The following is a 22,238-nucleotide window of genomic DNA, read 5'->3' on the forward strand; positions in this document are numbered from 1 at the left end:
GCCATGCGCACAGTCGCCCATTTCGCCGCTCAGATATTCAGCGGGATCTTCGCCGGATTCCTGATCGCCGTACTCGTCCTCGAACTTTCGATGCGAGATGCCACCGCCGCCGTCTATACCCAGGTCAGGCAGATCGAACTGGAATGGCTCGATGTCCTTGCCAGCGTCACCCTATTACCCGCTCTGGTCGCGACCGTCCTCATCATCGCGATCCGCTTCCGCGACCGAGGTCGCTGGCTCCCGATCATTGCGTTCGCCCTGCTCGCGGGCGTGCTGATCCTGACGATCATCATCAACCTGCCGATCAATGCCGACCAACGCGATTGGCTCGTCACCATGCCACCCGATGACTGGGCGACCGTGCGCGACCGATGGCAGCTCTCCCATGCGGTGCGAACGGTAGCCGCCACCCTCGCGTTCGCGGCGCTGTGCGCGGCTCAGGACACCCGACGGTTCTCCGCCGCCCACTGGGCGAGGGCATCGGCGGACACATCCGCACCGAGCACGTTGTCGATGACAACCCGACCGACGCAGATCGAGCGCATTACCCGATCGGTGAAGGCCTCCACATCGCCCCACGGCAAATAGGGTTTCGCGATCAGCAGCGAGGCGATGCCGTGCGCGCTCGTCCACAGCTCCAAGACGACCGGCACCGGGTCGCCGGGCGTGATCACGCCGAGGTTCATGCATTCGGTGACGGTCGCCGCGAAATGGGCGAAGGCACTGCTGGTCAGCACCTGGTCGACCGCGCCCGCCGTCTCACCGGGCGTCATGGCCAGGCGGTACTGCTCGGGATGCTGCCTGGCGAAGCGGACATAGGCCAGCCCCTGCTGACGCAGCCGCTCCATCGGCGACTCGTTCGGATCGGATGCGGCCAGCATTTCCGCGTTCAGGTCCTCGAATACCTGGGCCACCACCGACTCGATCAGCTGGTCCTTGTCCGCGAAATGGCGGTATATCGACGGCGGGGTGACACCGACGATCTTGGCGATCTGCCGGATCGATACCGCATCGACATGCCCGCTACGGGCAAGCAGTTTCTTTGTGGCATCAAGGATTTCGGCACGCAGCTCCGCACCGGAGCCACGTGCCGAACGCTGTCTCGGAGTAAAATTCACGGTCGTCCGGCTAGCTGGTGTTTATCGGATTCGGTTGTGCCCGGCGAGGTTTCGCCCTCGGTCAAGCCGATCTTGGCATGCAGCCTTGCGAGCGGCGCGGGGGCCCACCAGTTCAGGGTGCCGAGCAACCGCATGAGTGCGGGCGCGAGCAGGCCGCGGATCAGCGTAGCGTCCGCGAGCACCGTCAAAGTCAGCCCCAGGCCCGTCATCTGGATGAACGATACCTTCGAGGTGACCATTGCGGCCATCACGATGGCCATCAAAAGCGCGGCAGCGGTGAAGATTCGGCCCGTGCGCGCGACACCGAGTGCGACCGCGCGAGTGTTGTCCGCGGCGGTGCGCCCCGAGGCCACCCACTCCTCGCGAATGCGCGAGAGCAGGAATACCTCGTAGTCCATGGACATTCCGAAGGCGAGGCAGAACATCAGGATCGGCATGGTCGGGACCAGATATCCGGTCGCGTCATTACCGAAAACGCTGGACAAATGCCCGTTCTGGAAGATCCAGACCATCGCACCGAACGCCGCGGTCAACGAAAGCGTATTGAGGGCAAGGGCTTTCAGCGGCAGCAGCACACTACCGGTGAAAAGGAACAGCACCACGAAGGCGGCGAGCGCGATCAGCGCACCGGCCAGCGGAAGTCGCGCACCCAGCGCGTCGAGGGAGTCGCGGTTTATCGCGGCGCTGCCGCCGAAGAGTACCGGTCCCGGGCTCGGGACATCGCGGAGCCGGTCGAGTTGGGTCTTACCCGCGGTGGTGAAGGGATCGACCGTTGTCGCGACAGTGAGGAATGCGCCGGTGCCGTTGGTCATCTGCGGCGATCCGGCCGCCGCCGCCTTCAGTCCTCCGGTGTACAGACCGACACCCGAGAGCACTCCGGACACGCCGTCGACCTTCGAAAGCGCGGCGGCGTAATCGCCGATTGCGGCCGGATTTCCGTGGTAGTCGTCGAGTACCACGGTGACATTGGTCGCGGCATTGGATTGGAAGTCCGAGCGGAGTGCGTCGCCGACCGTGCGGCTAGTGGAGGAAGCGCCCGCATTGAGCACTCGATCGTCCGGATAACCGAATTTCACGCCGAGGAACGGGGATCCGACCGCCAGCATCAGCACGATGATCGCGATGGCGACCGGTGCGGCATGGCGCATCACCCACTGCACCGTGCGGTACCAGAAGCTCTGCTCGGCTGCCCGCTCCGCGTGCAGGTCACGACCGAGCAAGCGCCCCAACGGCTTTCGCAGATCCAATGCGTTCACCCGATGTCCGAGCAGCATCAGCACCGCGGGCAGGATCAGGATCGATGCGGCGGCGGCCGCGGCGACCACCGCGACGCCCGCGTAGGCAAAGGATTTCAGGAAGTACAGATTGAACACGGCCAGCGCGGCCACCGAGAGCGCGACGGTCAACGCCGAATACAGCACCGTGCGTCCCGCGGTCTGCACCGCGCGCACCACGGCCGCCTCGACATCGAGTCCATTGCCGAGTTCCTCACGATATCGGCTGACAATGAACAGGCTGTAGTCGATCGCGAGCGCGAGGCCCATTGCCGTGGTCAAATTCAGCGCGTAGATCGACACATCGGTGAAGACCGTGAGTGTGCGCAGGATCGCCAGGGTGGTCAAAATCGCGAACATGCCGACGGCAAGCGGCAGGAAGGCCGCGACCAGACTGCCGAATACCAGGATCAGCACGATGAACGACAGCGGGATGGCCACGCTCTCGGCGACCGCGAGATCGTGGGTGATCTGCTCGTTCGAGTCGTGGTAGAGGGAGCTGAGCCCGCCCTGATAGATGCTGACGCCGTCATCGGTTCCGGTGAGATCTTCGGCGATCGCACCCGCGGCCTTCTGGGCCACAGATTCCTCGCCGGTGATATAGCCGAGCACCAGCGCGCTCTTACCGTCCTTGCTGCGCAATGCGGACGACATTGACGGCGGAGCGTTCCAATAGGACTGGATGCCGATCACATCGCCGCGCGAGCGCAACGTGTCGACCACCTTCGCGCCCGCGGCCTTGGCAGCCGGACTGTCCGCGCCGGACTCATCACGCACCAGCAGGATGAGGTTGGGTTCCGCGCCGCCGAAGTTATCCGCGACCAGCCTGGTCACCTGCGACGATTCGGCGTCGTCCGGGGTGAAACCGCCGGTCTTCATATGCGACATCGCCGAGGCGCCGAATGCACCGCAGAGTATGGCCAACAGTGCGGCGGCGAGCAGAATCGTCTTCGGATGCCTGGTGGTCAGATGTGCTATCCGTACCAGCATGAGCGACTCCCCTGGTTCGACTGCCTTCAGTTAACAACGTTAGCGTAACGCCGTTAACTCAAGGGAGGTAGAGGTGCACAGCTAACAAATAGTGATCCAGATCACCCTACCTACCCAGGAACGCGGCGATCGCATCGGCGATGGCGTCGGCATACCTCGCCCGCCCATCAGGCGATTCGATCAGCGCCGCGTCACCCGGATCGCGCATATTTCCGCATTCGACGAGCGCGACCGGGCGTTCGGACAGATTGAGACCCGCCAGATCCGCGCGCGGGTTCATGCCATCGGAGCCGACATAGGTCGATGGAACGAAGCCGGACCCGATCATGGTGTCGCGCAATGTCGTTGCCAGTCGCTGTGACGGCTCACCCTGAGCCGGGTTCAGTGGCGGCGAGGAGTACGCGACGTGGAAACCGTGCGCGCCCGCGTCCGCGCCGTCGGCATGGATCGAAACGACAGCCGCTGCGCCGCTGCGGTTTCCGATGGCAGCGCGTTCATCGACGCAGGGGCCGACGCCCGCATCGTCGTCGCGGGTCAGCACGACGCGAATTCCGCGGGCGGCCAAGGCATCCCGGACACGGATGGCGACGTCCCAGGTGAATTCGTGCTCGGCGTAGCCATCGCTGGCCGATGTGCCGGTTGTGTTGCACGCCTTGGTTTTTCCGCGACCGTCGGGCACCTGACGGTTGATCTCGCCGGGCTGGGCGGCATTGCCGCCATTGTGTCCGGGGTCGATGACGACGACGCGGTCATCGGCGATGAAATTCGGCGGGTTCGTCGACGGTTCGTCGCTCGGCTGCGGCGTCGTGGTGCGCACCGACGAACCGGATGAGTCGTGCGCGCATCCGCCGAGCAACATGCCCCACGCGCAGATCGCGGCGGTGGTCTTCCAGCTTCGCAATCGCATGACACCGACACTGCCACAGGCTTGCGGCCCCTTCATCCGACTAGCGGAAGGCCAGCGCGCCGAGCGTATCCGCGTGCCGGTACTGCAGATACTTCTTGACCGTGTCCGCGGCGACTGCCGAATTGGCGGTGGCCACCGTGACCACGACGAATTCCTTCTCGGTCCCGTCGCGCCATTTGCCGGTGACGAAATTGTCGATGTAGGTGCCCGGTCGCAGGTGCAGGTCCGCATCGGTGAACTTGCCGAGCGCGGCCGTGGCCTGGCCCTCGGTCGACATCGCGAGGACGAATTGGGTGATCTTCAGCCCGCCGCCCTCGGCCCGGTACACCATTTCGGCGGCGTACTGGCAGCCCAAGCCGGTGAGCGTGCCGTTGATCTCGAAGTCGCGGCAGTTGGCGTGGTCGCGGCCCTCGATCCAGTCGGCGTGCAGTTCGACGCTGTCGAATTTGAAGTTCCAGTCGCCGGCGAAGTCGTTGTAGGTGAGCTTGCCCGAGGACGGCTGGCCCGTGGGCGGCGTTGTCGTGGTCGTTCGCGGAGTGCTGGTACGCGGCGTGCTCGTCGCCGGGACAACGGTGGCCGTGGCGTTCGATGCCTGCGATTTGTCCTTATCGCGTCCGGTAATGACGACCAGACCGACGCCGACCACGGCGAGCATCGCGACCAACCCGAGCGCCACCGCGACGATCACACCGGTCTTCGATTTCGGTGGCGGGCTCGGCGTGGGCGCGCTCGGATATCCCATCGGGTAGCCGGTCCGACTCCAGCCCTGCTGCGCCGGATAGTCCACGGGCTGTCCCCACGGCGCCGGATCCTGCCGCGGCTGCTCCCCGTCACCGTACGGATAATTCACTGCCTGCCCACCTCTCCCGCCGGGGCGGCGACCCCCACCCATCACGTACTGATCGCGAGCCGATCCCCCGGCGTTGCAGGTTCCGCCAGCTTAGCCGGTGAGCAATAAGCCCAGCGCAAGGCCGAACATCACGGCCGCGATCACCGAATCGAGTACGCGCCATGCGGTCGGGCGGGCGAACAGCGGACCGAGTTTGCGGGCGCCGTAGCCGAGCGAGGTGAACCAGATGATGCTGGCGACCATCGCGCCCGCACCGAGGAACCAGCGATCCGGGCTGGTGTAGGTATTGGCGAAGGAGCCGAGCAGCAGCACCGTGTCGAGGTAGACGTGCGGATTGAGCCAGGTCAGGGCCAGGCAGGTGAGGACGGTCGCGCCCAGTGCGACGGTGGCGCCGGTGGAATCGGCGGTCAGGCTCGATGCCGCGAAGGCGCGGCGGGCGGCGAGAATGCCGTAGCCGAGTAGAAATGCGGCTCCGCCGTAGCGGACCACCGTCAGCAGCACGGGTGCCGATTCGACCACGACACCCAACCCGCCGACTCCCGCCGCGATCAGCACGATGTCCGACACGGTGCACACCGCGACCACCGCGAGCACATGCTGGCCGCGCAGACCTTGTCGCAGGACGAAGGCGTTCTGCGCGCCGATCGCCACGATCAAGGAGAGTCCGAAGCCGAGTCCCGAAATGGCCGCAAGGGCCGCCGATGATGCCGTCACATGCATCGACGCTAGATCCGCAGCGCTGACCAGACCAGCTAAAGATTCTGAAGTAGCTTTAAGATTTCTTAATGGACCTGCAGCTCGATCAGCTCCGTGCGCTCAATGCGGCGGTCACCGAGGGCACCTTCGACGCGGCCGCGCGCAGTCTCCGCGTGACACCGTCGGCGGTCAGTCAACGCATCAAGGCACTCGAGGATGCCGCCGGTCGCATACTCCTGCAACGCACAAAACCGGTGCGGCCCACCGAATCCGGGCTCGCGGTGCTGCGTCTGGCGCGACAGGTCGAACTGCTCGCCGGAGATGCCGCACGCGAACTCGGCGATGCCGATCGACCCGCGGATCGGCCGATCCGGGTACCGATCGCGGTCAATGCCGACTCGCTGGAAACGTGGGTGATGCCCGCGTTGCGGCAGGCACCCGCCGGGGTGTGTTTCGAGATACATCGCGAGGACGAGGAGCATACGACTCGATTGCTGCGCGACGGGACGGTGATGGCGGCCATTACCGCCACCTCCTCGGCGGTGCAGGGGTGTCGGGTGGAGCGGCTCGGCGCCATGCGATATCGGCCCATGGCGAATCCGCGGTTCACGCGGACCTGGTTCGCGGACGGGCCGACGGCCGAGGCGTATTCCGTTGCGCCGGTTGTACTTTTCGACCGCAAGGACGATCTGCAGGATCGGCAACTGCGGCGGCGGTGTGGAAAGCCGGTGGATCCGCCGCGGCATTATGTGCCGTCGTCGGCCGGATTCGCGGAGGCGATTCGGATCGGGCTGGGGTGGGGGATGCTGCCGGATCTGCAGATTCGGGGTGGTCGCGGCCTCGTGCGCATCGATGGGGATTCCTATATCGATGTGCCGCTATTTTGGCAGCAGTGGAAGGTCGATTCGCCGGCGCTCAGTGGCGTTGCCGGTGCTATCGCGGCTGCCGCGGCTGAGGCGCTGTCAGTTGGCCTACGGCGGTGACTTGCGGGCCGCCGTACGTCGAAAACCGCCGAGGTAGAAATCGTTGCCGTCGAATCAGTTTCAGTCATCCCCATCCCCATCCCCATCCGTCGCACCCCGAACCTGCCACGCCGATCTCAGCCAGGGGGTGAATTCGGAACACTCCCCTTCACAGTCACAATCGGGTGGGAGCTACACCGCCTGGATCGCTTCCTATCTACCGGGTTCAGCATTCTCGGCTTGCGCGGGGGCGGTTTCGCCCTGGCGGACGGTGATTACTCCTATGAGGATCAGGGTGCCGCCGAGTAGTTGGAGGGGGCGAGGGGATTCGCCGAGTAGGACCCAGGCGAAGGCCAAGGCGGCCAGGACTTCGAAGAGGGCGACGAAAGAGGCGAGGCGGGAACCCAAGAGGCGGGTGGCGGCGATGCCGGAGACGTAGGCCAACGCGGCGGTGATTGTGCCGAGCGCGAGGACGGGCGGCCACCACGAGACGGTGAGGTGTTGGAAGACAACGGGATTGGTGGTGGCGTGCAGGGGCACGATGCCGATTGCGCCCGCAACGAGGAGGGCGAGTCCGCCGAGGAGGAGGCCACCGGCGGCGAGTACGGTGCCCGGCAGCGTGCCGTCGCCGTGGGCGGAGAGCAGGAAGTAGGCGGAGGCTCCGATCATGGCGGCGAGTGCCCACGCGATGCCGATGCCGCTGGCGGCCAGGCCGGAGCGCAGATCGATGACCAGGATCAGGCCCGTCATGCCGAGTAGCGCACCGAGAACCGTTGCCGCACTGGGCCGTTGACTCTGACGCAGCCATAGCCAGCCGACCACGGCGACCGGCGCGGTGTATTCGATGAGCAGCGCAACGCCGACTTGCATGTGGGCGACGGCGTTGAAGTAGGCGAGTTGGGTCCCGGCAACGGCGAGCATTCCGTACGCGGTGATCAGAGATACGTTGCGGCGCAACAGATCCCAGTCACCATGGAGCTGCACCAACGCGATCGGCAGCAGTACCGCCGCGGCGACCAGCACGCGGACCGCCACGACGGACGCGGAGCTCCAGCCCGCATTCATCAAGCCGCGCGCCAGTGAACCCGATAGCCCGAACGAGGACGCGGACACCACCGCGCAGAGCAGTCCCACTCGCAGCCGCCGCACAGTGCTGTCATCAGTCATCGTAACCATGACTCATGACGCTAAGGTTGGTCGGGTAATATGTCAACATGGTCTTTGCTCATGACACTGAGGCGGCGCTGGTTGCCGCGGTGGAGCTGGTGAATTCGGCCGAGGAGCCGGATACGTTGACCGAGATCGCCCAGCTCGACGAGTTTTTCGTCAAGCACGTCTACACCGGCGTGCATTCCGGGGACGCCGCCGAGCTCGCGGCGGTGCGCGCCTTGCGCACACCCTTGCGTCGGATGCTGACGAGTGACCGTGATACGACGGTGCGGCTGATCAACGAGACGCTGGCGAAGCATCGAGCCCTGCCGCAATTGGTCCGGCACGGCGATGTCGATTACCACATCCACGCGGTGTCCGCGCAGGCTCCGCTCCCGGTCCGCATCGCCGTCGAGACCGCGATGGCAATGATCGATCTGGTCCGCTCCGACGAGCTGAGTCGGTTGTCGCTGTGCGCCGACGCAGGCTGCGAGGGGCTGGTTCTCGACTTGTCCCGCAATAGATCGCGCCGCTATTGCAGCACCGCATGCGGAAATCGCAACGCGGTCGCTGCCTACCGTGCCAGGAAGAAGTGAATCCCGGTCGGTGGAACCGCTATCGCGCGAGGTAGGCGGCTGATCGCGTCCTGGTGATCAACGACGGCGTCACCACTCGGCGAAGGAACCGTCCTTGCGGTGCCAGATCGGATTTCGCCAGCGGTGGCCCTGTTCGGCGGCGCGGGTCACCGCCGCTTCATCGATCTGGACGCCCAGGCCGGGGGCTTGCAGCAGGTCGACGTAGCCGTCGCGGTAGGCGAAAACCGCCGGGTCGGCGAGGTAGTCGAGCAAGTCGGAGCCGGTGTTGTAGTGGATGCCGAGGCTTTGCTCCTGGATGAGCAGGTTCGGGGTGGCGAAGCCGACCTGGAGGCTGGCGGCGAGGGCGATGGGACCGAGGGGGCAGTGTGGGGCGAGGGCGATATCGCGGGCCTCGGCGAGGGCGGCGATGCGGCGGACCTCGGAGATGCCACCCGCGTGCGAGAGATCGGGTTGGACTACGGCGATGCCCTGATCGAGCACCGCATTGAAATCCCAACGTGAATAGAGCCGTTCGCCGGTGGCGATGGGAATGCTTGTCGCGCGGGTGATTTCGCCGATCTGACTGCTGCACTCCGGGACGAGTGGTTCCTCCACGAAGAACGGCAGGTACGGTTCCAGTAACGGCAGCACACGTCGCGCCATCGGAATCGACAGGCGGCCATGGAAATCGACGGCGATATCGAAGTCGTCGCCGGTTGCCTCGCGCACAGCCGCGACTCGATCGACGATGCCACGGGTCGCGCGCGGCGTATCGATCAGCTCCAATTCGGCGGAGCCGTTCATCTTGATCGCGGTGAAGCCCTGCTCTTTTCGCTCCACCGCAGCCCGCGCGACATCGTCGGGGCGATCGCCGCCGATCCAGCTGTACACCCGGATACGATCGCGGACGGCACCGCCCAACAACTGCCAAACCGGTACGCCCAGCGCCTTACCGGTGATATCCCAGAGCGCCTGGTCGATGCCCGCGACCGCACTCGACAGGATCGGTCCGCCCCGATAGAAACCGCCCTTGGTCAGCGCCTGCCAGTGCGCTTCGATGCTCATCGGATCCTTGCCGACGAGGTAGTCGGCCAGTTCGTCGACGGCGGCGGCGACGGTGTGCGCGCGCCCCTCGAGCACCGGTTCACCCCAGCCGGTGATGCCCTCATCGGTCTCGATCTTCAGGAAGCACCAGCGCGGTGCGACCAGGTAGGTGGTGAGTGCGGTGATCTTCACCGGGACTCCTTTCGTACACTCCAGCCGCCGTCGACGACCAGGTTGGCACCGGTGATGAAGGAGGCGTCGTCGGAGGCGAGGAAGGCCACCGCGGCGGCGACCTCCTCGGGTGCGCCCATCCGGTCCAGGGCGGTGGCCTGGGCGGACAGCCGTCGACCTGCCTCGTCTACGTCATCCCATACCGGGGTGAGAATCGGTCCGGGCAGCACGGCATTGACCCGCACCCGCGAGCGCCCGTACTCGACGGCCAGCTGCCGAACCAGGGCGGTCAACCCGCCCTTGGCGGCGGCGTAGACCGGATATCCTGGCAGCCCGAATTGGGCATGCACACTGGATACCGCGACCACATTGCCGCTGCGGCTACGCAGATCGTCGATGAAGGTATGCAGGCCGAGGAAGAGCGGGGTCAAGTTGACCGCGAGGCCGTCATCCCATGCCTGCCTTGTCAATTCGTGTGCCGGGATGGTGGCCTGTCGGGATGCGTTGCTGCACAAGAAGTCCAGCGGGCCGAAGCGCTCGTTGACGCTATTGCGTAGCTCGATCCAGGAATCCTCCGAAGTCACATCGCACCGAACGAATTCGGCTCGATGACCCGCCGCACGGATCTTCGAAGCGACCTCGCGCCCCGCGGTTTCGGCGATATCGGCGATGACGACCGCCGCGCCTTCGGCGGCTAGCCGGTGGGCGGTGGCCGCACCGATGCCGGACGCGCCCCCGGTGACGACCGCGACCCGGTCTGCCAGACGACTCATGCTCTTCCCCTCATCGGTTGATGTCGGCGCCGGTGAGCAGGCCGAGTTCGTGCCGGAACGGCAGGCCAGCCCAGTCACCGGGTACGGATACGGCGAATGCGCCGCAGGTAGCGGCCAATTGCAGGCTGTGCCGCACGGAGCCGTTGTCGAGCACACCGGCGAGGTAGCCCGCGACGAACGCATCGCCCGCGCCGACCGGGTCGACGCTGCGGATTTCCACCGGTGGCTGTCGGATGAGCTCGCCATTGTGCAGTGCGAGTGCGCCTTCGGATCCGAGTTTGACCACCACTTGCGAAGGACCCAGTGCGGCAAGGGATTCCGCCATCGCCGCCGGTGACGCCGCCGGTACCAGGATCGCCGCTTCGTCCGTACCGGCGAAAACGATGCGGGCGCGAGACACCAGCTTCGAAAGTTCCGCGGCCGCCTCCGTTTCCGACCACAATGCACGGCGGTAGTTGATGTCGAGGGAGATGGTCGCCCCGGCATCGACGGCGGCGTCGAGTGCGGTGTGGACGGCGTCGCGGGCGGATGGGCTCAGTGCCGGGGTGATCCCGGTGAGATGCAGCATACGTGCGGTGGCGATCTGAGCGATATCGATATCGTCGGCCGACAACCGAGATCCTGCGAAACCCTTGCGGTAGTAGGTGACTCGCATGTGATCGGCTGTTCGACGCTCGCGCAGCATCAGTCCGCTCGGCAGTTCTGGCTCGATGCGGCATCGCGAGACATCGACCTGTTCGGCGCGGAGTCGATCCAGCACCATGGTGCCGACAGCGTCGGCACCGACGCAGCCCACCCATGCACTCTGGTGCCCCAACCTGCGCACCCCGATGGCGACTGTTGCTTCCGCGCCCGCGAAATCCATCCGCATTGCCGCACCGGGAGCCAGCGGACCGAACTCGGTTGCGGCGACGACACCGAGTGCTTCGCCGAGCGTTACCAATCCGCCGGTCATCGCGCCGTCCTTCACAGCAACGCCTTTCGCACCGCTGACGCACGCTCACGCAGCGCATCCAGATCACCGCCGACACAGGCGTCACCGACGAGCGGTGAGCCCATACCGAGCGCCCTGGCACCCGCATCCAAATACGCCCGAGCATCGGCGAGCCCGATACCGCCCGTCGGCACCAACGGGATCTCGTTCAGCGGGCCTCGAATCGCCTTCAGATAACCGGGACCGCCGACCGAGGCCGGAAAGACCTTGACCATGGTCGCTCCCGCTTGCCACGCACTGTGGATCTCGGTGGGCGTGAACGCGCCGCAGATCACCGGAATGCCCATGCGGCGGCCCTCCGCGATCACCTCGGGACATACCGTCGGGGTGATCAGATACGCCGCACCCGCATCCACGGCTCGTGCGGCATCGCTGGCGGTGAGCACCGTGCCCGCACCGACGGGATGGGTCGATCCGGCGCAGTCGCGCAATGCGTCCAGCGCCCCCGGCGAATTGAGCGTGAACTCCACCGCCGTGATTCCCGACTCGTGCAGTACGGCGGCGACCTCGGCGAACCGAGCGGCGGTCCGGGCGCGCAGGATCGCGATTACCGGCGGATCCAGGATCAGTCCGTGATCAGCGGTCATGGGTTGCTCACCAGCCTCGAATCGAAGTAGGCATTCGCCGGAAGACCGGTCACACCCGGCCTGCAGGTGAACAGCCGCCCCGCGTCAGGATCAGCGGAACCCTCTGCGGCCGTGGTGATTACGAGGACATCCAGGTCGGGTCCGGCAAAGGCGCAACTGGAAACCTGCGCCGGGCCGACATCGATCACCGCATACGGCCGACCCGATGGATCGAACGAACGCACCTGCCCCGCGCCCCACACCGCGACCCAGACGAAACCCCGCGCGTCCACGGTCAATCCATCGGGCAGACCGTCCGAAAACTCCGCGAAGGTGCGCCCATTGCCGAAAGTGCCGGTGGCAGAGTCGTAGTCGAAGACCTCGACTCGATGTGTCGGGCTGTCCGCGTAATAGAGGGTGGCACCGTCCGGGCTCCAGCCGAGACCATTGGAGATCGTCACCTGCTGACGTACGGTACTCAACTTCCCATCGGGGTCGAGTCGATAGAGCGCTGCGGTGCCGGTGATTTCGTCTTCCGACATGGTCCCGGCGAACAGTCGCCCCCATGGGTCGGCCTTGGCATCGTTCATGCGCCGCCGGACCCCGTCATCGGGCAGTGCCAGCGTCGCGATCTCGGTCATTGTGTCGTCGGCGATATGCAGAAAGGTGTCGACGGCGGTCGCGATCAGGCCGCCGGACGCGCACGGCACCACCGCGCTGACTCGCTTCCCCACCGCCACGGTGGACCGGTGTACGAGGTCACCGTCGCGCAGGGTCGCGCGGTGGATGCGTCCGGCCGGAATGTCCACCCACAGCACCTCATGGGTGCGGACATCCCAGACCGGTCCTTCACACAACCTGCCCGGTCGCGGCGAGCACCGGTCGGCTTTCAGTTCGATCATCATTCGCTCCTGACGGGTTCTAGGTCGGCAACCCGACCGCACGTTCCCCACTGCGCCGCTGTTGAATGACAACCGCCGCCACCAGCAACGACCCCTGAGCGACGTTCTGCCAGAACGTATTCACACCAACCACGTTCAGCCCGTTGTCCAGCGCGCCGAGCAGCACGACGGCCAGCAGCGTGCCACCGATCGTGCCCTTACCCCCCTTCAGCGCACACCCACCCAACGCCGCCGCGGTAATCGCCTTCAGCTCGAGCCCCTCACTACCCGAGACCGGCTGCCCGGAGCCGGTCCGCGCGGTCAGGATGATCCCGGCGACGGCCGCCACCGCACCAGCGAGGACGAATACCGCGATCAGGTACTTGTTGATATTGATGCCGGAAAGCCTTGCGGCCGTGTCATTTCCGCCGATGGCATAGATATTGCGGCCGATATCGGTGTACTTCAGCAGCACATGCATTCCGATCGCGACCACCGCGAGAATGACCACCGGCACCGGCAGCCCCAGAATCTTGCCGCGCGCGATGAAGATGAACACATCGTCGCCGAGTACGAAACCCTGTGCCTTACCACCGGATATCAACTGCGCGACACCCTTGAACGCGGCCAGGGTGGCCAGTGTCGCGATGACCGGATTGACGCGACCGTAGACGATGATCAGCCCATTGACCGCCCCGAGCACCAGTCCGACACCGATCGCGGCCAGAATGCCCAACCAGGCATTGTCGGCGGTCGCGGTGAAGGCCATCGCGCTGATCACCGATGCGACACCGGCCTGCGAGCCGACCGAGATATCGAGCGCTCCGCAGATGATCACGACCGTCTGGACCACGGCGAGCAGGCCGAAAACCGTTACCGCCTCACCGATTCCGGCCAGATTCGCCGGATCCAGATAGCCGTCGTTGAGCCAGGCGAAGATCGCGACGACCACCACCAGTGCGCCGATCAGACTGAGATTTCCGGTGCCGATCGCCTGCACCAGCCGACGCGCGGCCGCTCCGGGAGCCGACACCGAGGGTGTGGTGGTCTGCACCGGGATCGAAAGTTGTTGGTCTGTCATGGGTTTCCTCGCGATGTATGCGACAGGTCGGCGGCCATGGCCAGCGCGAGAATCGCCTCCTCGCTGGCCTCTTCGCGGTCCAGTTGACCGGTGACCCGGCCGTGCTGCATGACCACGATCCGGTCGGCCAGGCCGAGCACTTCGGGTAGCTCCGAGGAGATCACCAGCACCGCGACGCCGGATTCGGCCAGTTCCTCGATGACGTGGTAGATCTCGATTTTGGCGCCGACATCGACGCCGCGTGTGGGCTCATCCAGGATGAGCACCTTGGGTTTTCGGGCCAGCCAGCGGGCCAGCACCACCTTCTGCTGATTGCCGCCGGAGAGCTTGCGCACCTCCTGCTCGATGGAAGGTGTTCGCACCCTGAGCGATTCGACATACTGGCGAGCCAGCCGCCGCTCCTCGCCGCCCCGGACGAACCGCAGCCGCCGCAAGCGGTCGAGCATGGCGAGCGAAATATTGTCGCGCACACCGCGATGCAGCAGCAGCGCTTGCGCCTTGCGTTCCTCCGGCGCGTACCCCATACCGGCCCGCACCGCATCGCGCGGCTGCCGCAGACGCAGCTTCTTGCCGTCCACTCGTACCTCGCCGGAATGGATCGGCAGATCTCCGGCCAGCGCCCCGGCCAGTTCCGAGCGACCCGCACCGACCAGCCCGGCCAGCGCGACCACCTCACCGGCGTGCACCCGCAGACTCACGTCGTGGACATCGTCGGTGGTCACCGCATCCGCTTCGAGCACAACGCGCCCCGGCGTATTGTGCTTGCGCGCGAACAACGTCGACAGATCCCGGCCGACCATCATCCGCACGATCTCGCGATCGGTGGTTTCGGCGGTGGCCCGCGCACCGACCAGAGCGCCATCGCGTAGTACCGCGACCCGATCGGCCAGCCGGAAGATCTCCCGCATCCGATGCGAAACATAGATCACCGCGAGGCCCTGCGCGCGCAATCGACCGATCAGCGCGAACAGCGATTCGGTCTCGTGATCCGACAGCGACGAGGTCGGCTCGTCGAAGGCGATCACCTTGGCGTCGGTGGTCAGCGCCCGCATGATCTCCACCAATTGCCGTTGCGCCGCAGTGAGTTTCGAGCCAACGGTGGCCGGGTCGAGGTCACGATCGAAGCCGAGTCGGGCGAGGTCGGCGCGCATCCGTTCGCGTAGCGCGGCGCGGTCGAGCAGGCGGCCCGAGCGCCGCGGCAGCGATCCGAGATAGACGTTCTCGGCGACGGAAACATGCGGCACGATCTCCGGCTCCTGGCCGATCACCCGGATTCCGGCCGCCCGCGCGTCGGCGGGGGTGGCCAGCTCGAGTCGCACACCATCCAACTCGAGCCGGCCACCGTCCGGTCGGTGATCGCCACCGAGGATGCGGATCAGGGTGGACTTGCCTGCCCCGTTCTCACCCATCAGGGCGGTCACCGCACCAGCGGGAAAATCCAGACTCACTTCGCGCAGGGCCGGCACCCCGGCGAAGCTCTTGCTCAGCCCGGATACCCGCAGTCCGGTCAGCTGCATGTGACGCCCGCCTGCTGCCAGTTGGTCGAGTCGACCATCTTGGTCGGCGCGTACGCCTCGGGCGGCATCTGCTTGCCGTTCTTCAGGTAGTCGTAGATCGTCTGAACCGACAGTGCGCCAACGTCTTTGCCATTGATGAACAGCGCCGCCTTGAAGCCGGTCGGCTTGCCGCCGCGCCATTCCTTGCAGGCCAGGTAGGCGCCGAGGCCGACGCCGAGCACATTGTCGGTGGAGTATCCGGCATTCTGGATCGCCGCGACGCCGCCGCTGACGTTCTCGTCGTTGCAGCCCATGACAATCCAGTTCTTCACCGACCGATTGCCCGACACCGTCGCCGAGATCTTGTTCTGCGCATCCGACGGGGTGTTGTCGGTGCCGACCTCGATCACCTTGACGTCCACACCGGCGGCCTCCTTGAATGCCTTCTGATTGGCCTTGACCCGGTCGGTGCAGACGGTCACATCCTGTTTCCAGGCGTCGATGATCGCGGTCTCCTCCGGCTTCCACCCGGCCTTCTTGAAGTCCTGACCGGCGCGGCTGCCGACCTCGGTGCCCATCTGGGTGCCGCTGAAGCCGACCCGGGGCACCAGATTGTCTTTCGCGCAGGACGTCGGATCCGGACCGTTCGTACAGACCTGATCATCGGAGGTCAGCAGCGCGACACCACCGGCCTTCGCGAGCTGGGCGACCTGCGGGCCGACCGATGGATCGGGCACCACGACGATCACCCCGCTGGCCTTCTGGTTCACCGCGTTCTGCACCTCGGTGACCGCCTTGTTCGCGTCATTTCCGAGATTCACCACCTTCAGATCGATGCCCAGCTCCTTGGCCTTGGCCTTCGCGCCCTCGGCCTCACCGATGAAGTACTCCTGATCGCCCTGCTTCTGAGCGTAGACCAGGCTGATCGCGCCGGTGTTGTGCTGCGGACCGCTCGCCTGCGAATCGTCCTTGCCCGATGAGCAGGCCGATGCGGCCAGCGCGAGCGATACCCCGCAGAAAACGGCTCTGGTCCAACGGCTTCGGTGGGTCCAGGACATGGGGTGCTCCTCTGATGCTGCGCCGGGCACTCGGCGTCGGGTAGTGACCTGGGTTACAGTAGGACTTCGGATAACTGTTGTAAATAGTGTTGGCCGAAGTGCTCGGGTAGCGTCTGCGAATATCAATCGGAAGGAGATGGCCCGACCGTGTACCAGCTGACCGCGCGCGATATCCGACGCCGGAATCGGTTCTATGTACTGCAGGCGGTCTATGCCGCCGCGGGCCACACCAGCCGTCAGGAGATCGCCCGCGCCACCGGTCTCTCGTTCGCGACGGTCGGCAATATGATCGCCGAACTACTCGACGTCGGGGTGCTCGCCGAACTCGGCTACGACGCGCCGGGCATCGGGCGCCCGCGTGCGCAGCTCGCGATCAATCCGGCTCGGGGCATGCTTGTCGGTGTCGATATCGCCGAAACCAGTATCCATTTCGACCTTTTCGACTTGGCGATGTCGGTGCTGCGATCGGTGGAGATCCCGGTGCAGCCCGCGGCCACCCGGCCCGAGGATGTCACCGAGCTGATCGTGCGCGGCATCGCCGAGCTGACCGCCGACGATGTGGAGCGGGTGCTCGGCGTTGGTTTGAGTGTGCCGGGATTGGTGGAACCCGAGGGCGGCGTTTCGGTGTTCTCGCCGTACTGGGACTGGCACGATGTGTCGTTGAAATCGCTGCTGCAACCGCGGGTGCCGCATCCGCTGTATCTCGACAATCCGCTGAAAGCCAGTACGGCAGCGCATCTTTGGTTCGGTGCCGGTCGGGATGTGGACGATCTGATCGTCGTCACGCTGCGCGCCGGAGTCGGCATCGGCGTCGTCATCGATGGCACGCTCTATCGCGGCGTGACCAATAGTGCGGGCGAGTGGGGCCATACCAACCTCGTCATCGACGGACGCGAATGCCGCTGCGGACGCCACGGCTGCGTCGAGGCCTATGTGAGCGCGCGCGGCATCGTGCAGACCCTGCGCGAAATCGCACCGGCCAGCCAACTACTCGCGGCCGACGATGCCGCCACCATCGCGGCCATAGCGGCCAGCGACGACCCGGTCGCCAGCGAGGTCGTCGAAAAGACCGGCAATTACCTGGGTGTGGCCGTCGCCAACCTGGTGAACCTCTTCAACCCGCGCACCATGGTCTTCGGCGACCTGGTCGCGAACGTCCTCGGCGAACGGCTCTTGGACGCGACCCGCCGGGTAGCCGCGCACCACGCCATGTCCGACCCCTTCGCCGCGGTCACCCTGCAACTGTGCACGCTGCCCCACAACCCGGTCAGCCTCGGCGCCGCCACCTTCGCCCTCGAAGGCTTCCTCGCCGACCGCGAAACCTTCGGCTCCATCGCCGCCCGCCGCGCCATCCGGTCGAGCACCTAGTGCCGCTTCCGGATTGCTTGCTGCGCTATCCACCTCCGGCAGCTCGCCGAGCGTAGTGAGATGGCGGTTGAATTCGGCGTGGGCGAGCACCGTTCGACTACCTTCGACGGAACCGTCAAAGCCGGACTGAATACGACGAATTGCCGTCGAGCTGGGGTGATTTCAGCCGATCGACGCCGACAATGCGTGCGCGAGTCGTTGCAGCCAAGTGTTCACGTCGAAGTCGATATCCATGTCATGGCGAGCCCAGTGGTACGCGGCGAATTCGCCCCAGTCCACTCGCCAGCCGCGGATCGCCTCGGGCCCGAATCCGTGTGCCTTGTCTCCGAGCACTTTACGGAGCAGCCGACGGGTGAGACGTGTCTGTGGGCATTCGGCCAGCAGTACCGCGTCGTAGAGGTCTTTGCCCGCAGCGCAGTTCTGCTCCGTCGAGTCGGTGTGCAGCCACAGCAGCTTCCAGGCCAGCGACAGCTCACGGCTCGCGGTGATCACGGGGGTGGGCGGGCCGCTGTCACCGCGCGGAATGGCCGTCCAGACCCGTTCGTCCGGGAGTATGTCCTCGGTCGCGAAATCCAGCTGTATCGCACGCGATTTCAGGCCGGGGGCGTGCCACGGCACCCGGATTCGGACTCCGGGAGTGTCATATCCGTAGGAGTAACCCCATTGTTCGTCGGCTTCGACAGCGTCGGCATCGAGGACGACACCGCGGCCCGCATGTGGATCGTTTCCTATCGCGTCGACCAGGTCCCCCAATATCGAAGGCGGGTTGTCCTTCTCGGCCGGCCACCACTCCTCCTCGGCCTGCATCCAGCGCAGGCCCTCCGGGGGCAGTACCGGGCGGCTGCCGAAGGTGGCGAACTCGTCCTCGGTCCATATCGAGTATTCGGCCGCCCCGGCCACCGCCTCGGGCCACTGCTGGACCCAGGTGATGTCGTCGACGTATGGGAAGGGATCGAGCGGGTCGGGAAAGTCGGCCGCCGACAGGCCCGGCGCAATCCAATCCAGATCGGCTGGAGGTCGTGCTAGTTCGCCCACCCACGCCTGCAGCGTCATGCTGCCGCGCAGCACCAGCCCGGTGGACCACTCCGCGCCGACGACAAGAGCGAGCATATGGTCCAGGGCCGCCCGGTGGGCCTCATCCTCGGTCATGCACTACCGCAACCGATTCGGTAATCCATCCGGCATCGAGTACCGGGTGGTCGTCGTGCACGACGAACTCCCGCTCCAGCTCGATGGCCGCGAACCCGGCGGCCGCCAAGTCCGCGAGCAGAGCCGCGAGCCGCTCGCCCGCCTCGGGCAGGCCGACGCCATAGGCCCGCTGCGTAACGAACCGCTCGTGCCGCCCATGCCCGGCCGAGCGCCGGGCATTGCGTGAGACGTGCGCCGCGTGTGGCTCGACGAGAGCGCGCACGCGCATCGCATCCGCCGCACCATCCAGGACGAGCTTGATGTGATGCTCGAAATAACAGCCCGCTGGTAGCGCGGCGGCCTCCTCGGCCGTCTCGGGGATCTCTTCGTTGAACGGGCTCGCCTCGATCTTGGTGCGAGCCAAGCAGAAACCGGCCCCGGTCAGTGCGCGAGCATGTGCCTCGACCGCCCGAATCGCATCGGCACGCGTGCCCGAGACAGTGAACGTGAGCATCGGCTGGTCCGGCACGGCTCCACGATCGAGCACGATCCGGGTGTAACGAAGGTCGCGGGCCGCGGCCAACTCCACCAATCGTGATTCGTCCGAAGGCAGCCGCACTGTCATGTGCGCCTCGAAATCTCCTGCGAACTGATGTTCGACCACCACGGGTCCAACCTAGTGCGACCGTCTCGCCGGTCGAGCACCATATCTGGGAAGCCCGCCGATAGGTGCTGATTCCAGGCTGGCTGATCAACAACCGAAACGAATACTTTTGGCCCGCAGTGGTTTTGCGCCAATCAAACAGGCTGCCGCAATTGAAGCTGCGTTCGCGCTCCAGCTGGCCACAACGCATATCCAGCTTCGATCGGCTGATCGAAACTGTGCCTGATCCCACGTGACGGTCCGGACCATCATGCAACCTCACGGCCGAAACGTCACCCAGAAACGCTGCGGTGAGTGCTATCTCAGAGGTCGGCGACCGCGCGGACCAATTCGGCGATCTGCTCGAAGTCCTCGTCGACGAATGGGCCGGGGCGGCCGAGTACGACGTGCTGAATGCCGACCTCGGCGAAGCGGGCGAACGAATCCACCTGCTCCGCAACCGATTTGTCCGGATACCAGTAGGCGACCATGGTCTTTTCGATGTCCTCGTAGGGACGACCGACGGCTTCGCAATGTCCGCGCAGGACCTCGAGTTTGGCCGCGACGGTCTCGGCGGATTCACCGAAGAGATTGCACGCGTCGGCATATTGCGCGACCAGGCGCAGCGTCTTCCGCTCGCCTTGGCCGCCGATCATGATGGGCGGGTGCGGGCGGGTCAGCGCATTGGGGACGTTGAGTGGGCGTTCGAGGGTGTAATGCTTTCCGTGGAAAGGCTTTTCGGAGCCGGCCCACATCTGCTTCGCGATGCGCAGGGTCTCCTCCAGGCGTTCGTACCGCTCGGAGGTCGGCGGGAAGAACAGGCCGAGGCCCGCGGCCTCATCGGCATTCCAGGCAGCGCCGATGCCGAGCCAGGCGCGGCCACCGGAGAGCACATCGAGGGTCGTGACGCTCTTGACCAGTAGCCCCGGATCCCGATAGCTGACGGCGGTGACCAAGGCGCCGAACCGGATTCGCTCGGTCCGCGCCGCGATATATCCCAGCGCGGCATAGGCCTCGAGCATGTCGTGCTCCGCCGGGCCGTTCGAACCGATCTGGAACAGATGATCCATGACGAATACCGAGTCGAGCCCGGACTGATCGGCGGCGCGCACGATCCGGTCGACTCGCGGGCCGATCGCACTCGGCGAATCCGGCCAGGTGAAATCGGCGAGGGAAATACTCAGTCGCATGAGCCGAGCGTGGCACGACCTGCGTCCGCCGGGGAGGCATCGTCGGTCCTAGGACAATAGCGGCGGGGACGGTGGGAAGGTGATCGGGAGTGCGGTGAGTGCGCGGTGGAACGGGCCCGGTCGCCAGGTCAACTGATCGGACGGCACCGCGAGGCGGATCTCGGGCAGTGCGTCCAGTAGTTGATCAATGGCTTCCTGCGCGATCAGATAGGCCATCGAATTCGCCGGGCATATGTGTGGTCCGGCGCCCCAGGCCAGATGGGAGCGATTGCCCGCGTACTGATTCGCGACAATCGCCGGATCGGTATTGCAGGCGGCGATGCTGATGACGACCGGCTGGTGAGCGGGTAGCCAGACATCGTCGATCAGGATCGGCTGGCGCGGAAAACTGAAGCAGAAATTAGCCATCGGTGGATCGTTGAACAGCACCTCGTCGAGCGCGTCGCGGGTGGACAGAGTCCCGCCGAGCACACTGCCGCCGAACCGCTCATCGGTCAAGATCAGCAGCAGAGTGTTGACGATCAGATTCTGTTGCGGCTCGATGCCCGCGCCGTACAGCGTGCCGAGCTGGTGCACCATTTCGCTATCGCTGAGCCCCGTCGGGTGGCGCAGCATCCGCGTAGTGATGTCATCGCCGGGTTCGGCGCGCTTGAGCTGGGTCAATTCCAGCATCGCCCCGACCAGCAGCTGGTTGCCGTGCTCGGCATCGATGCCCTCGAAGATCGCGGCCATACCGGTCGCGGCCTGCTGCGCGATATCGGCCGGACACCCCAGCATGGCATTGAGCACCGCGAAGGCGAGCGGAAACGCGTACTGGCGCACGAGATCCGCCGACCCGTCCGCGCAGAACGAATTGATCAGCGGGACAGCGAGTTTCGCCACCGTATCGTGCAGGTGGTACTGATCGACCTTCTCCAGGCCCGCGACATTGGTCTGTCGATACCTGGCGTGCGCTTCACCGGCGTTGCGCAAGGCATTCGGTCGCCACTGCATCATCGGCAGCACCGGGCAGTCCGCTGCCACACTCCGCTGCCAGGTGCGCGGATCGGCCGGAAAATGATCCGGATCATTCATGATCCGCAGGGCCGTGTAATAGCCGACCACCAAGGTGGCGGGCACCCCCGGCGCGAGATCCACCGGCACCAACACTCCGTACCGCTCCCGCATATCCCGATACGCTCGGTGCGGATCCACCGCGAACTCCGGCGTATACAACGCCACCCGCGGCCCATCCGTGTCGATCGGCGAAGTGAACGGTGCACGGCTGTGCGCCGCAGACGGCATCGTCATCGAAAAACTCCAGGATTCGAACAAACAAGCCCCG

General features: G+C 65.6%; 21 protein-coding genes and 1 pseudogene. 4 read left to right on the plus strand and 18 right to left on the minus strand.

Going from position 1 to position 22,238, the window contains the following annotated elements; genetic code table 11:
* Positions 1 to 90: 90 nt before the first annotated feature.
* Positions 91 to 411 (plus strand): annotated as a pseudogene (locus ACQP1T_RS29785) (anthrone oxygenase family protein); the annotation flags it as partial.
* A gap of 26 nt (positions 412 to 437) precedes the next feature.
* On the opposite strand, the gene ACQP1T_RS29790 reads toward ACQP1T_RS29785, so the two are convergent.
* The 5 genes from ACQP1T_RS29790 to ACQP1T_RS29810 all read right to left on the minus strand — a co-directional run bounded on the left by ACQP1T_RS29790 (position 438) and on the right by ACQP1T_RS29810 (position 5,859).
* Complete coding sequence (locus ACQP1T_RS29790; protein WP_433756351.1) at positions 438 to 1,118, minus strand: TetR/AcrR family transcriptional regulator; 681 nt, start codon at positions 1,116 to 1,118, stop codon at positions 438 to 440.
* Complete coding sequence (locus tag ACQP1T_RS29795; RefSeq protein WP_433756352.1) at positions 1,115 to 3,382, minus strand: MMPL family transporter; 2,268 nt, start codon at positions 3,380 to 3,382, stop codon at positions 1,115 to 1,117. The genes ACQP1T_RS29790 and ACQP1T_RS29795 overlap by 4 nt, the downstream gene beginning before the upstream one ends.
* Positions 3,383 to 3,488: 106 nt before the next feature.
* The gene (locus tag ACQP1T_RS29800; RefSeq protein ID WP_433756353.1) at positions 3,489 to 4,289 is read right to left on the minus strand and encodes an N-acetylmuramoyl-L-alanine amidase; all 801 of its coding nucleotides are present in this window, start codon (positions 4,287 to 4,289) and stop codon (positions 3,489 to 3,491) included.
* A gap of 40 nt (positions 4,290 to 4,329) precedes the next feature.
* Positions 4,330 to 5,139 carry a hypothetical protein gene (locus ACQP1T_RS29805; protein WP_433756354.1) on the minus strand — a complete coding sequence of 270 codons (810 nt, stop codon included), beginning with the start codon at positions 5,137 to 5,139 and terminating at the stop codon, positions 4,330 to 4,332.
* A gap of 90 nt (positions 5,140 to 5,229) precedes the next feature.
* Entirely contained in the window at positions 5,230 to 5,859 is a 630-nt protein-coding gene (locus ACQP1T_RS29810; RefSeq protein ID WP_433756355.1) for a LysE/ArgO family amino acid transporter, read from the minus strand.
* A gap of 65 nt (positions 5,860 to 5,924) precedes the next feature.
* Here ACQP1T_RS29810 and ACQP1T_RS29815 point away from each other — a divergent pair, with 65 nt between their 5' ends.
* A complete protein-coding gene (locus ACQP1T_RS29815) occupies positions 5,925 to 6,818 on the plus strand; it encodes a LysR family transcriptional regulator ArgP (RefSeq protein WP_433756356.1) in 894 nt (297 codons plus the stop codon).
* 192 nt (positions 6,819 to 7,010) lie between these two features.
* Here ACQP1T_RS29815 and ACQP1T_RS29820 read toward each other — a convergent pair whose 3' ends face one another.
* Positions 7,011 to 7,973, minus strand: coding sequence for an EamA family transporter (locus ACQP1T_RS29820; RefSeq protein ID WP_433756357.1), 963 nt, complete (start codon positions 7,971 to 7,973; stop codon positions 7,011 to 7,013).
* Positions 7,974 to 8,011: 38 nt separating this feature from the next.
* Between ACQP1T_RS29820 and ACQP1T_RS29825 the strand changes: the two genes are divergently transcribed.
* Entirely contained in the window at positions 8,012 to 8,542 is a 531-nt protein-coding gene (locus tag ACQP1T_RS29825; protein ID WP_433756358.1) for a CGNR zinc finger domain-containing protein, read from the plus strand.
* 69 nt (positions 8,543 to 8,611) lie between these two features.
* Here the strand turns inward: ACQP1T_RS29825 and dgoD are convergent, their stop codons facing one another.
* The 8 genes from dgoD to ACQP1T_RS29865 are packed head-to-tail and all read right to left on the minus strand — an operon-like array spanning position 8,612 to position 16,585.
* Complete coding sequence (gene dgoD / locus ACQP1T_RS29830; RefSeq protein ID WP_433756359.1) at positions 8,612 to 9,757, minus strand: galactonate dehydratase; 1,146 nt, start codon at positions 9,755 to 9,757, stop codon at positions 8,612 to 8,614.
* The gene (locus tag ACQP1T_RS29835) at positions 9,754 to 10,509 is read right to left on the minus strand and encodes an SDR family NAD(P)-dependent oxidoreductase (RefSeq protein ID WP_433756360.1); all 756 of its coding nucleotides are present in this window, start codon (positions 10,507 to 10,509) and stop codon (positions 9,754 to 9,756) included. The genes dgoD and ACQP1T_RS29835 overlap by 4 nt, the downstream gene beginning before the upstream one ends.
* A gap of 10 nt (positions 10,510 to 10,519) precedes the next feature.
* Positions 10,520 to 11,464: a sugar kinase gene (locus ACQP1T_RS29840; protein WP_433756361.1), complete on the minus strand. Its 945-nt coding sequence runs from the start codon at positions 11,462 to 11,464 to the stop codon at positions 10,520 to 10,522.
* An 11-nt stretch (positions 11,465 to 11,475) separates the two neighbouring features.
* The gene (locus ACQP1T_RS29845; RefSeq protein ID WP_433756362.1) at positions 11,476 to 12,090 is read right to left on the minus strand and encodes a bifunctional 4-hydroxy-2-oxoglutarate aldolase/2-dehydro-3-deoxy-phosphogluconate aldolase; all 615 of its coding nucleotides are present in this window, start codon (positions 12,088 to 12,090) and stop codon (positions 11,476 to 11,478) included.
* Complete coding sequence (locus ACQP1T_RS29850; RefSeq protein WP_433756363.1) at positions 12,087 to 12,974, minus strand: SMP-30/gluconolactonase/LRE family protein; 888 nt, start codon at positions 12,972 to 12,974, stop codon at positions 12,087 to 12,089. Before ACQP1T_RS29850 ends, ACQP1T_RS29845 begins: the two co-directional genes overlap by 4 nt.
* Before the next feature lie 16 nt (positions 12,975 to 12,990).
* Positions 12,991 to 14,031 carry an ABC transporter permease gene (locus ACQP1T_RS29855; RefSeq protein WP_433756364.1) on the minus strand — a complete coding sequence of 347 codons (1,041 nt, stop codon included), beginning with the start codon at positions 14,029 to 14,031 and terminating at the stop codon, positions 12,991 to 12,993.
* A complete protein-coding gene (locus ACQP1T_RS29860; protein WP_433756365.1) occupies positions 14,028 to 15,548 on the minus strand; it encodes a sugar ABC transporter ATP-binding protein in 1,521 nt (506 codons plus the stop codon). Before ACQP1T_RS29860 ends, ACQP1T_RS29855 begins: the two co-directional genes overlap by 4 nt.
* Entirely contained in the window at positions 15,539 to 16,585 is a 1,047-nt protein-coding gene (locus ACQP1T_RS29865) for a substrate-binding domain-containing protein (RefSeq protein ID WP_433756366.1), read from the minus strand. The genes ACQP1T_RS29860 and ACQP1T_RS29865 overlap by 10 nt, the downstream gene beginning before the upstream one ends.
* Before the next feature lie 147 nt (positions 16,586 to 16,732).
* On the opposite strand from ACQP1T_RS29865, the gene ACQP1T_RS29870 reads away from it, so the two are divergent.
* A complete protein-coding gene (locus ACQP1T_RS29870; RefSeq protein WP_433756367.1) occupies positions 16,733 to 17,953 on the plus strand; it encodes an ROK family protein in 1,221 nt (406 codons plus the stop codon).
* A gap of 162 nt (positions 17,954 to 18,115) precedes the next feature.
* On the opposite strand, the gene ACQP1T_RS29875 is transcribed toward ACQP1T_RS29870, so the two are convergent.
* From ACQP1T_RS29875 to ACQP1T_RS29890, 4 genes are all read right to left on the minus strand, one after another.
* The gene (locus tag ACQP1T_RS29875; protein WP_433756368.1) at positions 18,116 to 19,102 is read right to left on the minus strand and encodes a nucleotidyl transferase AbiEii/AbiGii toxin family protein; all 987 of its coding nucleotides are present in this window, start codon (positions 19,100 to 19,102) and stop codon (positions 18,116 to 18,118) included.
* Complete coding sequence (locus tag ACQP1T_RS29880) at positions 19,089 to 19,748, minus strand: hypothetical protein (protein ID WP_433756369.1); 660 nt, start codon at positions 19,746 to 19,748, stop codon at positions 19,089 to 19,091. The genes ACQP1T_RS29875 and ACQP1T_RS29880 overlap by 14 nt, the downstream gene beginning before the upstream one ends.
* A 299-nt stretch (positions 19,749 to 20,047) precedes the next feature.
* Complete coding sequence (locus ACQP1T_RS29885; RefSeq protein ID WP_433756370.1) at positions 20,048 to 20,914, minus strand: LLM class F420-dependent oxidoreductase; 867 nt, start codon at positions 20,912 to 20,914, stop codon at positions 20,048 to 20,050.
* Positions 20,915 to 20,962: 48 nt separating this feature from the next.
* Complete coding sequence (locus tag ACQP1T_RS29890) at positions 20,963 to 22,204, minus strand: cytochrome P450 (RefSeq protein ID WP_433756371.1); 1,242 nt, start codon at positions 22,202 to 22,204, stop codon at positions 20,963 to 20,965.
* Positions 22,205 to 22,238: the final 34 nt, after the last annotated feature.

It is taken from the genome of Nocardia sp. CA-135398 (assembly GCF_050955845.1).
Taxonomy (GTDB): domain Bacteria; phylum Actinomycetota; class Actinomycetes; order Mycobacteriales; family Mycobacteriaceae; genus Nocardia.